Origin of the sequence: Acinetobacter sp. WCHAc010034 (assembly GCF_001696615.3) — a bacterium.
Lineage (GTDB): Bacteria > Pseudomonadota > Gammaproteobacteria > Pseudomonadales > Moraxellaceae > Acinetobacter.
In genome coordinates this window covers 525,771-541,783 of sequence record NZ_CP032279.1, presented here as the reverse complement: position 1 = coordinate 541,783, position 16,013 = coordinate 525,771, and the positions used below count along the sequence as shown (strand labels likewise).

17 protein-coding genes are annotated in these 16,013 nt (G+C 43.7%); all 17 read left to right on the top strand.

Going from position 1 to position 16,013, the window contains the following annotated elements; all coding sequences use genetic code 11:
- Positions 1-34: 34 nt before the first annotated feature.
- The 17 genes from BEN74_RS03955 (at position 35) to BEN74_RS03880 (ending at position 15,794) form a co-directional block, all read left to right on the top strand.
- Positions 35-268 (top strand): hypothetical protein, encoded by a 234-nt coding sequence (locus tag BEN74_RS03955; protein WP_228200391.1) that lies wholly within the window; start codon positions 35-37, stop codon positions 266-268.
- Between the two features lie 189 nt (positions 269-457).
- Positions 458-1,264 carry a hypothetical protein gene (locus BEN74_RS03950; RefSeq protein WP_162898131.1) on the top strand — a complete coding sequence of 269 codons (807 nt, stop codon included), beginning with the start codon at positions 458-460 and terminating at the stop codon, positions 1,262-1,264.
- Positions 1,264-1,779, top strand: coding sequence for a hypothetical protein (locus tag BEN74_RS03945; protein ID WP_068911004.1), 516 nt, complete (start codon positions 1,264-1,266; stop codon positions 1,777-1,779). The genes BEN74_RS03950 and BEN74_RS03945 overlap by 1 nt, the downstream gene beginning before the upstream one ends.
- Positions 1,780-1,873: 94 nt before the next feature.
- Positions 1,874-2,200, top strand: a complete 327-nt coding sequence (locus tag BEN74_RS03940; RefSeq protein WP_068911005.1) for a hypothetical protein — start codon at positions 1,874-1,876, stop codon at positions 2,198-2,200.
- 90 nt (positions 2,201-2,290) lie between these two features.
- Entirely contained in the window at positions 2,291-2,998 is a 708-nt protein-coding gene (locus BEN74_RS03935) for a hypothetical protein (RefSeq protein ID WP_068911006.1), read from the top strand.
- Between the two features lie 53 nt (positions 2,999-3,051).
- The gene (locus tag BEN74_RS03930) at positions 3,052-3,573 is read left to right on the top strand and encodes a hypothetical protein (RefSeq protein WP_068911007.1); all 522 of its coding nucleotides are present in this window, start codon (positions 3,052-3,054) and stop codon (positions 3,571-3,573) included.
- Positions 3,574-3,788: 215 nt separating this feature from the next.
- The gene (locus tag BEN74_RS03925; RefSeq protein WP_068911008.1) at positions 3,789-7,760 is read left to right on the top strand and encodes a tape measure protein; all 3,972 of its coding nucleotides are present in this window, start codon (positions 3,789-3,791) and stop codon (positions 7,758-7,760) included.
- 223 nt (positions 7,761-7,983) lie between these two features.
- Positions 7,984-8,145, top strand: coding sequence for a hypothetical protein (locus BEN74_RS19265; RefSeq protein ID WP_162898130.1), 162 nt, complete (start codon positions 7,984-7,986; stop codon positions 8,143-8,145).
- 64 nt (positions 8,146-8,209) lie between these two features.
- Positions 8,210-9,421 (top strand): hypothetical protein, encoded by a 1,212-nt coding sequence (locus BEN74_RS03920; protein WP_068911009.1) that lies wholly within the window; start codon positions 8,210-8,212, stop codon positions 9,419-9,421.
- Positions 9,418-10,269 (top strand): phage BR0599 family protein, encoded by an 852-nt coding sequence (locus tag BEN74_RS03915; RefSeq protein WP_068911010.1) that lies wholly within the window; start codon positions 9,418-9,420, stop codon positions 10,267-10,269. Before BEN74_RS03920 ends, BEN74_RS03915 begins: the two co-directional genes overlap by 4 nt.
- An 8-nt stretch (positions 10,270-10,277) precedes the next feature.
- Positions 10,278-10,529, top strand: coding sequence for a hypothetical protein (locus BEN74_RS03910; RefSeq protein WP_068911011.1), 252 nt, complete (start codon positions 10,278-10,280; stop codon positions 10,527-10,529).
- 8 nt (positions 10,530-10,537) lie between these two features.
- Positions 10,538-10,708 carry a hypothetical protein gene (locus tag BEN74_RS03905; protein ID WP_228200390.1) on the top strand — a complete coding sequence of 57 codons (171 nt, stop codon included), beginning with the start codon at positions 10,538-10,540 and terminating at the stop codon, positions 10,706-10,708.
- The gene (locus tag BEN74_RS03900) at positions 10,701-13,760 is read left to right on the top strand and encodes a phage tail protein (protein WP_068911013.1); all 3,060 of its coding nucleotides are present in this window, start codon (positions 10,701-10,703) and stop codon (positions 13,758-13,760) included. Before BEN74_RS03905 ends, BEN74_RS03900 begins: the two co-directional genes overlap by 8 nt.
- A complete protein-coding gene (locus BEN74_RS03895; protein WP_068911014.1) occupies positions 13,757-14,641 on the top strand; it encodes a hypothetical protein in 885 nt (294 codons plus the stop codon). The genes BEN74_RS03900 and BEN74_RS03895 overlap by 4 nt, the downstream gene beginning before the upstream one ends.
- A 44-nt stretch (positions 14,642-14,685) precedes the next feature.
- On the top strand, positions 14,686-14,979 hold the full coding sequence (locus tag BEN74_RS03890; protein WP_068911015.1) for a phage holin family protein: 294 nt from the start codon (positions 14,686-14,688) through the stop codon (positions 14,977-14,979).
- Positions 14,957-15,214 carry a hypothetical protein gene (locus BEN74_RS03885; RefSeq protein ID WP_228200389.1) on the top strand — a complete coding sequence of 86 codons (258 nt, stop codon included), beginning with the start codon at positions 14,957-14,959 and terminating at the stop codon, positions 15,212-15,214. Before BEN74_RS03890 ends, BEN74_RS03885 begins: the two co-directional genes overlap by 23 nt.
- Positions 15,207-15,794 (top strand): N-acetylmuramidase family protein, encoded by a 588-nt coding sequence (locus BEN74_RS03880; RefSeq protein ID WP_068911017.1) that lies wholly within the window; start codon positions 15,207-15,209, stop codon positions 15,792-15,794. The genes BEN74_RS03885 and BEN74_RS03880 overlap by 8 nt, the downstream gene beginning before the upstream one ends.
- Positions 15,795-16,013 lie beyond the last annotated feature (219 nt).

Below are 16,013 nucleotides of genomic sequence, written 5' to 3'. Positions count from 1 at the left end.
TCAAAAGAAGATCCGAGATAAGCTCGGTCGCAAATTGGATGATGCGCCCGAGTTCAGCTATGTGGCGCATTCTATTTTAATGGCATTCAATGTGATTGCTCGTGGTCGTTCTTATCATCCTGTGGCTATGCCATTGGATGGTAGTCACATCAATGCATATCTTGAGCTGTATGAGGCGCCTTGTGAGCTGCATATCTTTGTTGAGTGTGTTTTTGCTTTAGACAATCTGTTTTTGGATGGGGTGAGGGAAAGGGTAAGCCCACTTTAATAGCACTACAGGCATGTAGATTGTGCTGTGCGACAACAATTAACGCACAAGAAAGGGTGTAAGGCTTGACAATGAGTGATAACTCGTTATTGACAGTGATGTCATTAGTGAATATAGTTGTGGATAACCCTAGTGTCATTTGATAGTTAGGGTTTTTTTTATAATTTTTTATTTTCGTCGAGATTTTAAATGCGTATTTATCCTGCTCTAAAGAAAATACCAGATTATGTCATGAATGAAGGAAGAAAACATTTAAGTCAAGAAGTTGTAATCGAATTAGAAAAGCTAATTGCAGACTTATTAAAAGTATCGCCAAAAGATAAACCTTCTGCCTATAATAGCATAGGTATAATTTATAGCTATTTGAATGATTTTATTAATGCAAAGGAATTTTACTATCAGTCTTACTTATTAGAACATGATGAAATGGTCTTTGCTAACTATTTAATTATGTTACAAAGACTAAATGAAATTGTTTTTGCATTTGAAGAAGTATCTTCTTTTCTTGATAATAATCCTAATAATAAAGTTATATTTAACTCACTAATTCAAATGACATGTAAATATCCATCTCAGGAGCGTTTAGAAAAATTATTAGAATACAGAAATTATCAAACAGAAAGTAGAGAATTTGAAATTGATTTAAATAATAAAATATCTGATATTAAATCAGATATTAAAATTTTTAATAAATATGAAATAGATCTAAGATTCTATGAGTATTATATGACATCAGCACTTACAACTGTTAATTTGTTGGTGAAAAATAATATCGAAATAGAATCAACTGATAATATTGAAATTGATCAATTTATTATTAACATTGCGATAAAAAACTTAGAATATATTGATATTATTAATTTAAATCAGAAATTTGATTCTCGTATTCAAGAGCTAGTTAATTCTGGATTAATTGATAAAAGTTTATATTTTGATCATTTAAATAAATTATCTTTATACTTTTCTATCATCATCTCGAATGAGGTGGCAGCATAATGGATCACAAAGCTTTTTTTGATCAAGGAATATCATTGAGCTTTGATCAAAATACTAGACCGATTGAAGCTGATATTCGTAACGCTATTGGTAGATTATACTATTATGCTTATCACGAAGCATTGAAATTTGTGCAAAACAATGAGTTTTTATCTTTGATTTATAATGATGATGAGTTCAAAGAGAAAAATCCTACTTCACACAAAAGAATATTGAAAACATTTGCTAAATATTCTACTGATTCTCAAAATTTAATTTATGGAACAATTTCGAGGCATTTGGGTAATTTGCATACTATGCGATGCACTGCTGATTATGATTTAATTCAAGTAGTCAATGAGAATAATTATTTTTCTTTTATAGCGAATTTTGAATCATTAAAACAGGAAATTATTAAAATTGATGTTGGTTCATTTAATGTGGATACTAAGTTAAAGTCTGAAAATATTACACAAACAGATACTGAGTTTGGCAAGATTGTAGTAAAGAAAAAAGTATTGCGGCTAGTTGAATAGCCATAGCTTAAAACCACCCTCGGGTGGTTTTTTAATGCTTGAAAAAACAGCTGGTTATTGTATAAGTTATATATAAGTAAAAAATGAGGGTGTTATGTTTGACTGGTTAGAGAGAACGCACATAAAAGTAGATCTCGCTTTTAAAGAGTTTCCAAAACTTAAGTATCTGTCTTTGTTATATGTGGCTCTGGTAATTTTGGCAGCAAGCTTTTATTTACCTCTTCTAAAATACGGATATGGTTTTAATTTGCTTGGAAATTTTCCGTTTCAAAATTTCATTGCTGAAAACTTAGGTTGGCTAGTCTGGGGGCAGTTTGTTGTTCCAGTAGTTCTGGCCATTTTCTTTTACTGGGATATTTCAGAACTGCATGATGAAAAATATTTGAAGAAATATGGGCAGTTGCCTAAATGGATTAATTAAACAAAAAGCACCTTCGGGTGCTTTTCTTTTAACTAAGTAGACTTTTTTAAAGATAATGAGTATTTTACCCCATAATTTTAAGGGGATTGTATGAAAAAGTATTTAGTAATCGGGGCTTTATCTTTATCTTCTTCGATGGGGTTTGCAAATCAACCTCTGGCAATTCAGCAGGGTGCGCCTGTACCAATGAGCATTAGTGAAACGCCAGTTGCAGAAACGCAATATAAGCCATTGAAGCCAGTGAAATATAAGAATGAAGCTGCACTGAATGCGTCTATTTATGCTGAATATTCTAAATATGAAGCTGATCTGGATGGTGGGGATAAGGTAAAGCTTGATGGTTTTGCGCTGGGTGTATCCTCTGCGCCACAGAGGTCTGGGTGGTATGCAAAATTCGAGGCCCTGAATGATAATAGGCTCGATGCTGATTATTATGAGTTTGTATCTGGCGGTCAGTTGAACCTGTTTAATTATAATGGTTTGTATGCGCTGGCAACAGCAGGTATAGGATATAGCTGGGCTGATTCTTCTCGGCTGAATAATACTGTTAACTTTGTAACCCTTCCTATTGGCTTGGAGTTGGGATATTCAATTATTCCTGAACTCTCGGTGTATGGAGGTATAGGGTATAAGTGGCTGTGGGATAGCACATCCAGTACAACGTGCAAAGATGGCACTACAAGCAACAGTGTGGGTAGCGGCACATGCTCTTCACATAATGGGATTGCTTATTATAATGACTATGTTGGTGATAATGACGGTGTAACCTATAAAGCTGGCCTGCGCTATAACTTCTAGATTTTAAAGATTTTGATTGGTATGCTCCTTTAGCAATAAGAGGGGCATTTTTTATGAAAAAAGTATTATTGGTTGGGGTTTTAGGGCTTGGATTGGTTTTGGGTGGATGTGCTACAACATCTGGCTTAAATGCAAAAACTGGGGTAAGTGGTTTTGATGGTAAAAAACATGTCAGAATCGAACCACATGGAGCTGCATGCACATCAATGATTTGCCCGGCAATTGGTGCTATTTGGATAGAAGATGCGCCAAACTTGGTTGGTTTGAATTTCGAGGTTGTAAACGATATAAGGTCTATTAATTCAGCTGAGTTAAATATAGATGGTGAAATAATCAAGCTCACAAATACCAACCTTACTAATTTCAATACCAATATTGGCGTTTCATCAGCAAAAATCTATACCACAGATTTTGCAACAGTAGATAAAATTATTAATTCAAAGCGTACATGGGTAAGACTTGGTACATCAAAAGGCTATGTGGAAGCCGCAATTATAGACAGTAGTAAAGATAGCAAAGCATTCCACGCGCTCAAAAGGTTTAAGAGCCAAGTGGAGATAACACAAAAAAATTAATCTTTTTGCTTACTTCTTTGCGATTATTAAAATTAAATAAAAAAGCACCATAGGGTGCTTTTTTATTGTTTCTCATATTTGAGCATTATGTCCAGAGCCTCAAATTGAGGATCCTGAAGAACATCTTATATGTGAGCATTTACCCTCAATTTGAGGGCCGTTTTTTATTGTCTGTGCGCCTAAAGGCGCTTTTTTTATGCCTGTAGGAAAGTGACATGACAACCCAAACCAGCCGTTTAGTAATTGAAATTGATTCGCGCAATGCTGAGAGAAATGCCAGAGCCATTGCTAATGAACTACAAAACATTCAGCGCAATGGTGATTTTGCATCGCGCTCTGTTGACTCAATGTCTGTGGCCACTCGAGGCCTTGCCGGCTACATGGCTGGTCTGGTCACGGTTGGCGCCGCAATTGCGAAAATGGACACTTACACAGGCTTGCAGAACCGCCTAAAGCTGGTGACTGATTCGCAGAAAGAGTTGAACCAGGCGATGGATGATACTTTCAAGATCGCGCAGAACACCGGATCAGCCTGGGATTCCGTAGCAATGGTGTATCAGCGTTTTGCAGACAACGCAGATCGGCTGGGTATCAGTATGTCTAAAACTGCAGAACTGACTGAAACTGTATCAAAGGCTATTGCTATTTCCGGCGGAAATGCAGCGAGCGCAGAGGCTGCCTTGACGCAGTTTGGCCAAGCGCTGGCATCGGGTGTTCTGCGCGGTGAGGAATTCAACTCTATTGCTGAGCAGGCGCCAGGATTGCTGAAGGCTATTGCGTTTGGCATGGATGTGAATATCGGTAGACTGCGCGCGATGGCTGCTGATGGAAAAATCACAGGGGATGCGCTTGTTGCTGCACTATCAAAAGCGCAACCGCACATTGATGATTTGTTTTCAAAAACAGACTTCACTATTGCAAACTCGCTCACTCAGCTAAGCAATGCTGTAACTCAATTTGTTGGTGAGGCCGGCAAGGGAAGTGGCGCCGCATCATTATTGTCTGAGTCAATTTCTGGCCTTGCAAAAAATCTGGGAACTGTAGCTGATATCGCTGTGGTTGGCGGTGTTGCAATGCTTACGAAAGCAATCCTGACACAGACTGTTGCCATGCATGGCGCAGTAGTAGAATCTGCGCAACGTAGAGCATCCCTGCTCTCTGAATTGCAAGCGCAAGCAACACTAAGTGCATCCGAGGTGAGAAGAACTGGCGCAATCGCTCAGCTGACTGCAATGCAGCTTGCTGACGCAAAAGCAACCGCCGCAAGAATGTCTGGAATGCAGAGATTAGCATATGTTCAAAATGTGGTAATCCCGCTTGAGGCTAGAGCTACACAAGCAACGGTTGCACACACAGCCGCAACTGCCTCAGACACCATAGTTCAGAATGCTAATAATGCGGCCCGTTCGCGTGGCGCCGCACTTCTTAGATTGGTCGGTGGCCCAATTGGCGCAATCACAATAGGTGTAGCAGCCTTGGCTGCAGGCTATATGTACTTAAAAGACCGCACCGCAGAAGCGAATGCCAAACTTGAAGAGCAGGGCCGGATTGCTGAAAAGACCGACAAGGAGCTTAGGGGGCTTTCCGGAAACGACAAGATATCGGCGGCTCAAGACTTGACGGCAGCATTCACTGCACAGAACAAGGCGCTTGATGAATCGAAAAAATCAGTTGATGCTGTTCTTTTTGCAATTCGCGCAGTATCCGTCGAAAACGGACGCGCGCGAAAAATTACCGAAGATGCCAGAAGGGGTATTATCAGTTATGACGAAGCAATCAAGCTGCTGAATAAAGAGAAAATCCCAACTCATTTGTATGATGAGCTGCGCAAGCAGGCATTTCAGTATGATGAGAATTCGGAGAAGGCTGGAAGGTCTCAAAGGGTGTTAAAGATTTTTGGGATTGAGGTGACGCTTACTGGAAATGCCTCTCAGAATGCGGCAGTTCAGCATAATGCGCAAGCTAATGCCATTGATGGTATTGCTGCTGCATCTGAGCGCGCTCAAAAAGCCCTCAGTGACCTGAATTCTAAAAAGTTTGATGCTCAATATATTATTGCAAATACGAAAGTATTTAATGGCGACATAGAGAAAGCTAAAGCCCTTTTGGAGTATCGAAATCAGATTGGCATAGGATCAACTGGGCGCCAGCTGAATAAAGATGAGATGCTTAAGTTTGATGAATACTGGAAGGAGTATAAGCGGTTTCAAGACCTTGAAGACAGCATCTCAAAGAGCAAGAGAGATCAGACTAAAGAGCTTGAAAAGCAGGCGAAGATAACCCAAAGGCTAATCGGAATTTCCGGCAATTCAGGAATTGGTACTGGTGCCCATCTTGATGTCCGGTATGGTGGCTCGCGCGATGGTCAAAGAGTTTCCAGTGAGCACCTAAAGCGCCTTCAGGCTGGAGGGAAATCTCTATCTTCGTATCAGGTTAGCTCTGATTATGGAAAAAGAAAGGCTCCAGCCAAGGGGGCATCTACATTCCATAAAGGCATTGATTTTGCGATGCCGGTCAATACTCCAATCACAACAAATGTCGCCGTAAAAGATGTTAAAACCGCCTATGACTCAAAAGGCGGCGGTTATTACAGTACAGTAACTTTTGAGGATGGTGTGGTCCTTAAGTTGCTCCACCAAGCGCCATTGATGATGTCAAAGATTAAAGGTGGCGCGAGTGATGGAACACTAAAAGCCAATCAAGATGTTGAAAAGGAGGCTGAGCGCCAAGCCAGCACACAACTACAATTACGAATGGCCGTTGCAACAGAAATAAAGCGGATTGAAACCCAACTGCAGGAGGATATTAAAGAGCTCAATAAGGCTGGATTTTCACCTGAGGAAACTAAGAGACTTGTTGGCGAGTATCAGGCCCGTGCTGATAATGACGTGGCGATTGCTGAATATGCTTTAAAAACAAAACTTGATGATTATTCTTCCTTTAAGAAAGCAGAAGATGAATTGCTAAAAGATAGCTTTGATCAGAAAAAGTTTTATGCTACGCATGATATTGAGTTATCTAAAGATCAGCGAAATCAGGCTATTAAATTTCTTAATGAGCAACATCAGCACGAACTCGGCCTGATGATGCTGGCCAAGGAAGAGCATATCTTTCAAATGCAGCAAGGCTTAATGCATGCGAATGCACGTGCGAATGAATACTGGAACCTAGAGAGGCAAAGAATTGCTCTCAGCGTAAAAGATTTAGCTGAGCGCAATAAGCAGCTGGCGATAGCAAACTCATTGCAGGCAGAGGAAAAGGGCACAAACTTCAACACTGCAGTCCAGCAGTGGGGTGGTATTAACGTTGAGCTGACCGGCACTACAGATCAATTCAATCTTGAGAAGGAGCGCTTTGACCGGCTGGCAGCATCTCAAACCTTGTTTGATGCTGAGCTTGCGATGGCCGGAGAAAACTATGCGCTGAAGGAACAGGCTTATCAGGCGCACGTTGACCGAATGAGCATGATTGAGGGGGCGTACCAAACTGCATCATTCCAGATGCAGCTTGGTTATGGTGCACAGATGGCATCCGGTGTATCAACAATGATGGGCGCCATCTTTGGTGAAAAGTCTAAGGCCTATGCTGCGGCATTCGCCATTGAAAAAGCCTTTGCTGTGGCGCAGGCAGCCTTGGCGCTTGGTCAGAATATTGCCCAAGCTTCAAGCATTGGCTTTCCGCAGAACATCCCGATGATTGCTGGCGCCGTGGCTCAGGGCGCGCAGATTGCGTCAATTATTGCATCTGTTGCTGCACCTGCTGGCTACGCCGATGGTGGCTTCACCGGTGCCGGCGGGAAGTTTGATCCAGCGGGCATTGTTCACAAAGGTGAGGTTGTCTGGTCGCAAGAGGATATTAAGCGCTGGGGCGGTGTAAGTGTGGTTGAGGCTATGCGGACATCGCAGCCGCCGAAAGGCTATTCAGATGGCGGTATTGTTTCAACACCTAAAGACACTTATCGCGTAGGCATGGGAACTGTTGATGCAATTAACCGCGGCGCTGACATTCAAGCTGAACGGCAGGCGCAGGCAGCCATCAAAGCCCAGTCGGCCAATCCTCAAAAAATCATGAACAACCTAAGGGTAATCATGGTTAAAGATGAGGATGAGGCTAAAGACATGCTCTATGGCCCTGACGGGGAGAAAGCGTTTCTTTATCACCAGCGACGCAATCGCAGCAAGGCATAAGGGCTCACCTCGGTGAGCTTTTTATTTAGAGTTACACTTATAAGATAGAAGTAAAAGACCATCGTTCGCGATGGTTTTTTTATGTCAATTTCAAAGTTGGGAACAAAAAAATTAGCAAGATATTTTGACTTGCATAATCCCTAAAAAGCAAAAAGCCCATGACCGCAAATCATGAGCTTTTTAAATCTCAACCCACCGACAAAAGTAAGAGGAGATACAACATATGGCAGATTATATCACAGCAATTACAGGATTGATCAATATGGCGTCAGGTTTATCAATGGGAATGTTGGTGTACATTTTAATTTTTGCGTTACTATGCATTTTTGCATGGAAATCGCCTGAATTAATTAAAGTCATCTGGAAAGTGAAAGATGATGACTAATAAATAGCATCTGATTTAGCACCGCCTTCTGGCGGTTTTTTTATGCCCGCAATTCGAGGACAAAATGAAAATACAAACTAAATACGGTGATGTGCATGTATTGGCAAATTGCCCTCTGCTGGATTCAACCGAACGGCTTGAATTTAAAACCGAAGTGCATGAAGCCTATGGCGGCAGTGAAGACCGCTATACCCTGCGCGATGCGCCGCGGCAGATCCTGAGCTTCAATTACGTGAACATGCAGAAAGCCCTGGGCGACATGTTCCATATGCTGTATGCCAACTTGCGTAATCTATGGGGGATTCCATTGCCCCAGTTCAGACAATTGATTCCAGATCTTGATGATAGTGATTACATCCCACTGTCTACAGCAGCCAATATAGCCGACCTTAGAGTCGGCTTTGCTTTAATTGAATCAGCAGCAGGTTTTCAGGTTGTTGAGATTACAGCAGTGGGTCGATACATCATTACTCAGGAAGAAATTCGAGATCCTGAAACGGATGAGATTGTTCAAGCTTTAGAAACTGAATATCAGGATGGGTTTCGATTAGCCCAGAATGTGACTGTATCAAATGCTTCAATCATGCCGCTGCGGATCTGCATCATCGATGGTGATGCATCAATCAGCACTGGCGGGTTTTGGTTAAATTCATCCGTGGTTTTTCGCGTACTGGCCGAAGATTCACCTGAGCATAGCGGTGATATCCCTGCGCAGTACCAGGGCGAGGATATCTATTTCAAACCATTGCTTTTGGATGGCAGCGCTTTAGAAATGACGCTGATGCAACACCAAAACATTGTGGATGCCGATGTGGGTGGGTTTCAACAATTCACGCACTGGAAGAAACCACGCTACCTAAAACCGTTTAAGTCTGTGTTGAAGGGTTGGGATCTATATAGCGAATACCGCCGATTTTTATTTCGACGCATGGGGCGTTATCAAGCCTTTTGGATGCCTTTGTATGAGAAGCATCTCAATATTTTAAACACTGGCAATATTACGACTTCACTCAGCACAAACACCAGGTATTTGCTTGAGGCTGATCGCAAGCATATTGCAGTAAAGCGTAAAAATGGAATGTGGACCGCGCATGAGATTACGGCCAAAACGGGTGGTTCTTTAACGGTGTCACCGGCAATCAATGCACACCGTAACGACATCCAAACCATTTGCTACTTGGGCTTATATCGTTTTGATGCAGATCAAATCGAATTTCAATTTTTAGGTGCACAGATTACACAAGTGACTGTGCCCATCGTGGAGCTTTCATCATGAGGAATAAGGCGGAGCTTTATCAGCTGAAGCATGGCGCGCGCGCCTGGAACTTCACAGACCAGCGCAAAGCGGTGACACACGCCGGCATAGAATACCTGCCGGTGCGCGGGCTGCAGCGCACAGCCATTGAAGATGAAAGCATCGACAAGTGCGATACGGAAGTCACCTTTCCGCAGATGCATTTGCTGAATGCGCAAGGCGAAGATCTGGCGGCGGTATTTGCCGGCAAGATCTTCTATGGCGGCGTGACCGTCACGATTCTTGAACTGTACCAGGGCGAAACGCTGGTGCTGCACAAAGGCCGGGTGACGCAGCCGAAATTTGATGAAGATGCGGACACAATGACGCTTGTCTGTGAAACCGGCGAATCATATTTAAACCGCAATATCCTGACGCGCAAATTTCAATCCTCCTGCCCGAATGCAATCTATGACCGCTGGTGCGGGCTGAAGTTTGATGAGTGGGCTTTTGAGGTCAAAGTGACGGCAATTGATGGGCTGAATATCTCATTTGCCGTTATGCCGACACAGAAGCTGGATGAAGAAGGCAAGCCGGTCATGGTTGACGGCGATCCAATCATGGAGGTTAAGGCATATCCGGATGGCTGGCTAAACCTCGGCTTAATGCTCAAGGATGGCGTCAATACGCTGATTGCATCAAGCGCGCAGAACAGCATGTCGCTCTACCGCCGGCATGCCGGCCTAAAAGTTGGCGATGTGGCGCTCGCTGCGCCGGGTTGTGACCAGTCGCATAAAACCTGCAATGGCAAACTGAATAATGCGGCGCGATTTGGCGGGCATCTGTACATTCCTAACCAAAATCCGATTTACACACAATTAATTAAGTAGGTGAAAACATGATTGCTATTCCAGCATGGCTGATCTGGACAATGCTCGCGCTGACGGTTGCGACCGCAGTTTATTCATACATGCAGATGCGTAAGATGCAGAAAAAAAATGGGCAAACCGCAAACCAGCTGGACGGCACAATTGCGGACGAAGGCGCATCGTTCAGCGATATTGCCGGCAGCCCGCATATGTATGGAAACATTACCCATATGTGGGGGCAGAACACGACTCCAATTAAGAGCAAGAGCGGCAAAAAATGAAAATCTATATGTCTGATTTGCGTAAGGCGAAGATGTGCGCCCGGGGATCTCGGGCATTTTTTTTATCCCAAGGCTGGGATTGGCAGGACTTTCTTAAGAACGGCATAGAGCTGGAAACAGTTGAAAAAGCAGATGATGCGATGGCGCAGCAAGTCGTTAAGGCGGTGAAAAATGGCTAGTCAGGTTACAGGTTACCGGTATTTCTCAAACTTCCTGCTGTTTATCGGAAACCCGATTGAAAAGATGCTCGGAATCAACTTTGACAAGCGCGGCTGGCTGTCCCCGTTTGTTGATGAGAATGGCAATGCACTGGATACAGCTGCTATTAATTCTCCGAGCCTTTACGGTGAAAATGAGGGCGGTGTTGCCGGGATTGTGCATGTGCAGTACGGCACCGGCGATCAGGAGGTTTTGCCATTTTATAAAGACTATATGGAGTCTCAAGATCTGCCGGCTTCAGCATATCCATATCAGTCATATCTGGCCTTTACCGGGACCGGCGGATTTAATGGCGGCGGGTGGACCGGCGGTGTTATTGGCGCATTGATGCCGTACAGCAACAGCGCTTTTTATCTCGGAAACTCTGGCTACATGAAAGAAATGCTGCTTTGGCCTAAGCGTATTCATGTGCGCAATGATGGGCGGCCGCAGTGGTATGATGAAAAGTCGGAAACCCTAGATGGCGGTTTGAATGCATGTTTGCATATTGATGGATCACTATATTCATCTAGTCTTTATATGAGTGAAATAGGCCATAACTCACCGCTGTATTTGATTTCCGGACCATCCACAAATTTTAGATGGGATGGGACAGACATGAGAGGGGCTTTGTCATTTGAGTCAAGGTTTGAGCAAGCATCATCAAAAGATGAATCATATAAAGTTAGATTGCAGTTAAATTCAGCAGCAGGGATGCCAGAATGTATAGTTAGCGGCAGGGTTGTTTTGTCTGGAACAAATATTATTAAGGATGATAACAGCAATGGGTACTGGAATATTATAGCTGACTACTATTTCACGGTAATGGCTGGCGTAAAATCCGAGAATAAAGTCAGATTTAATATTTCATATGCCGGCGAATACGAAACGAGTGATGACAAGTCAGACTTGTATTATGAATCTGAAAACATACCATTTACATCTGGGCTGCTGTGCGGGCCGGAATCATCAGACCTGAATCCGATTCATAAAATCCGCGAAATCCTCACGGATGACACAGCAATGAATAAGTCTGAATCAGATGTGAATGATGTTAATTTTATGAAAGCAGCAGACCGTATCTATGATGAAGGTCTTGGAATTTCGTGGGCAATTGCTGAAAAATCATGCATGGATGCAATCAATGAGCTCTGCGCGCATATTGAAGCAGGAGTGCGCATCAATCGCCAGACTGGGCTGTATGAAGTGGTTTTATTCCGCGATGACTGGTTTGCTGAAGATGAAATTCACGCTCTGCCGCAAAGCAGAATCAAAAGCCTGCAGCTGGAAGTGCAGAATGCGGATGAAGCGGTCAATCAGCTGAATGTCAGCTATTACAACCGTGAAGCGATTAAAGATTCATCATTTTCAATTTCCGAGAATGCGGCGATTAAAAACCTGCAGGGCCGAGTGAATGCCGAAGAGGTTAAATTTCCATACTTCATGAACCAGCGCAACGCCGCGGTGGTTGCGCAGTGGAAGCTGAAGCAGCTGTCAACGCCGGCCTGGAGCGGAACATTCACAACCGGATTTTATGAAGCGCGGAAATGGAACCGATATGACATTGTGAAGATTACCTGGCCTCAGAAAAATATAGCTGATCTGCCGGTTCGCATCATGAGCATAAGGCTCGGCAGCGGCTCCAATAATGCCGTGACAATCGATTTCATTGAAGCCGTGCCGTATTCAAGAAATCTCTCTTCAAGTGTTGTAATTGATGCACCGATTGATACTGCCCCGCTTCCGCCGCAGCCGGCGCTGTTTAAAGCATTCGAGCTTTCGTATTTTGAAGCGGTGCAGCTGAATGGTCAAAAAGCCGTTGATGATGCGCTGGCATACAGTCCGGATGCCGGTTATGCCGCGGTCATTGCTCAGCGTCCGCAGAATAACTCATTGAATGCGCTAATGTATACAAGCGCTGGCGGTGAGTATGAGAAGTCAGGCGTTATTCAGTATTGTGAAACAGCTGTTCTTGATCAGAATATCAGCCGGATGAGCAGTTCATTTGCTGTAAAAAATACCGGCAATATCGGCTCAGTAAGAGCAGGAAGCCAGATTACAGTCAATCATGAAGTCATGGTCTATCAGTCATTTGACGCTGCCACAAAGATATTAACAGTGAAGCGCGGCGCGCTGGATACGGTGCCGCAAAGCCACATATCTGGCGCAGTGCTTTATTTTGCTGATGACTTTGTTGCGGTCGATCCGGCTGAATACGCAGTCAGTGAGGTTATTGATGTCAAGGCGCTGACGACAACGCCAAGCGGCGTTTTGAGTCTTGAAACGCCAGGGCAGAAAGTCCAGATCACCGGCCGCGCGATACGGCCGTACCCTCCGGCAAATATAAAGCTGAATAATGAATATTTCCCAGACCGCGTGATCGGTGATGTGCAGCTGGCTTGGGCTGCCAGAAACCGCATGCAGCAAACTGGCGGAGATATTTTGAGCTGGTTTGATGATTCTGTTTCTTTAGAGCCTGGAACGGTTTTCAACATTAAACTGCTGAATGGGACGCTTCCGGTTATTGAAATCAGCAGCTTCCCGGGAACACTGATCAATATCAATGCTGACCAGCTGAATGGGCAGCAGTATAAGCTGATCATTGAAGCGGTGCGTGACGGCTATAGGAGCATGCAGATTTTTGAGCATGATTTTTTGCACAGGATGACTGAAGAGCGAATCAGCAGTCCATATGATTTATCGGCATTCGCGGTAAATCAGGAAATTTCATTAAGCTGGAAAGCTGATGAATATACATCTTCAATTGACTATTTCAATATTTACCGCAGCACATATCCATTTGACGGCAGCGATGCTGCATATCTGGAACTTGCACAGGGGGTGGCAGGCATGGCCTATACAGACTCATCAGCAGTACGCGGAACAGTATATTACTACAGGGTGGAAGCTGTTATTGAGGCCAGGCCCGGCGAAGCCGGGCTCATGCTGATGAGTGATGAAATGGTTTCTGCTGAACTGCCGGTTTTAATATCTGCTCCGTATGACATTACTTACACTTTGAGTGATTTATGAGTAAAAAAATAAATTATGCGTTTAAAATAGACGGTGATTTTGACAGCGTGAACTACTACCGCTCTGAAACACCGATAAATACTGAGGCGATGCCGGCGGCGGCCGCTGCAGGGATCACTTCTCTTGCATATACTGATTTAACAGCTGCTCCAGATAAATACTACTATGTGAGATTCGGCGCAGTTAAAAACAGCATTGAAAAAATCAGCAGTGAAATTATCGTGAGAACTTCAGATGTGGCATTCAAAGCGTCAGTATCAGCGCCGAATACAAATATTTCACAGCTGCTGACTTTTAATTTGCCTGCTTCAGTCAAAAATGGCGACAGGCTTATTGCTGCAATCACATGCAGAAGCGATAGAGAGTTTATGGTTCCGGCAGGCTGGGATGCGCTGAAAGTTTTCAATGCTGGAGGTTTGGCAGCTTCGGATTCCGTGATTAAGTGTTATTTGCTGTCAAAATTATATAGCGGAGAATCATCGGTGTCTTTTGAACACTCAGCAGCCGCTGCCTGCCAAGGCGTATTAAATATAGTTGCGGGCGATATTATTGCAATCCATGAAAACTTATCGCTTCTGTCTGCAAATATTACAAAACAAAAAGCGTCAAATGGCCTGCTTAAGATAATTATTGCAAACGGTTTTGGCGGAAGCGCATTTGATATTGATATCTCGCTGAGTAATCTTAGACAGCTGAATGGTTTTGCCGGTATGGCTGAAAGCTATTACAGCACTTCACCTGATGACGGCCTGTATTTCTATTATATGCAAAGCGCATCGCTGCTGGATGGGAGTCATGCGGCCGACATAAGCCAAGAGCCTTTACGTAATAGCCAAGGAGCAGCCGTCGCCAGATCGCTGTTGATTCTTGAAATAGCATAGCGCCTTCGGGCGCTTTTTTATTGCCAGAAAATTAAGGGGAAAATATGGACGACTTACCGAAACAAGTCGCTGAAACAATCAGTCCATTTTATATAGCCATTGCATCATTTGTGATGGCTTTTTTAATGGCTCTTTTTCGCACAGCAAAGAAGCGCGGCCAGGCTGACTGGCTGGAAGCATTTATGTGCGGATTTTTCGCAGTAGGCTTTTGGTCGCTGACAGCGTGGATGGGCTTTCCGGAGATTATTTCGGTCGGCTTCGCTTCCGTGGTTGGCTACAAAGGCACGCATTTCGTAAGCAAGAAAATTGACAGGATTGAAAATGAAACTAATCGATAACTGGAAACAGGGCTACAAGCTCAAATCAGTTCAAGTCGGCGCAGCAAGCGCCTTTTTTTATGCCCTGATTTTATTCTCAGAGCAATTCTTGAATGTATGGAATATGATTCCGCAGGAACTTAAAAACAAGATTCCTGAAAACATCGCTGAATGGATCGGCATGTTTGTTGGCGTTTCAATAGTCTTGGCGCGTTTAAAAAAGCAGCCTGAGCTGCATGGGGATAGAGATGAGTAAAAAACTGACTGATGCGCAAATAGGCGCTCAAGCTAAAGCGCTGGGCGTAGAAGCTGCCGCTTTAAAAGCGGTGCATGAGGTTGAGTGCCGGGGATCCGGATTTAATTCGGATGATACGCCTGTCATTCTCTTTGAGCGCCATGTGATGCGCCAGCGCCTGATTGCTAATGGCCAATCAAAAACAGCTGATGTGATGATGGCCAAATGCCCGGATCTATGCAGCACATCTGCTGGCGGCTATGGCCTATATTCCGTGCAGCATGGCCGTTTGGCTGCCGCCACTGAATATCACCGCGAATCGGCGCTGGAGTCTGTAAGCTGGGGCCTTGGGCAGGTGATGGGCTATCACTGGAAATCGCTTGGCTATAAGTCGCTGCAGGCCTTTGTCAATGCGATGTACCAGAATGAGGCTTCCCAGCTTGATGCAATGTGCCGCTATATCAAAGTGAATGGTCTGATCAATGCCCTGAAAAATAAGGACTGGAAGGCATTTGCATTGGGCTATAACGGCAAGGGATATGCAAAAAACAGCTATGACATCAAGCTGGCTAATGCTTATAAGAAGTGGGCAGCCAAGTGAGGCTGGCCGCTTTATTGCTGTGCATTCTGTTTTCAGGCTGCACAGCACACTCAATTTCAACAAAAGTGCATATTACAGTTTGCGTTCAGTGTGTGAGTTGATGGCCCTCATTCGAGGGCTACTCACTTTCATTCCAAATCTTCAATAATTACTATTACTAAAACTTTTAGCCTTTAGATAGGTTTTTAATAATAAGTCAAATAAACTATATGAAAATAG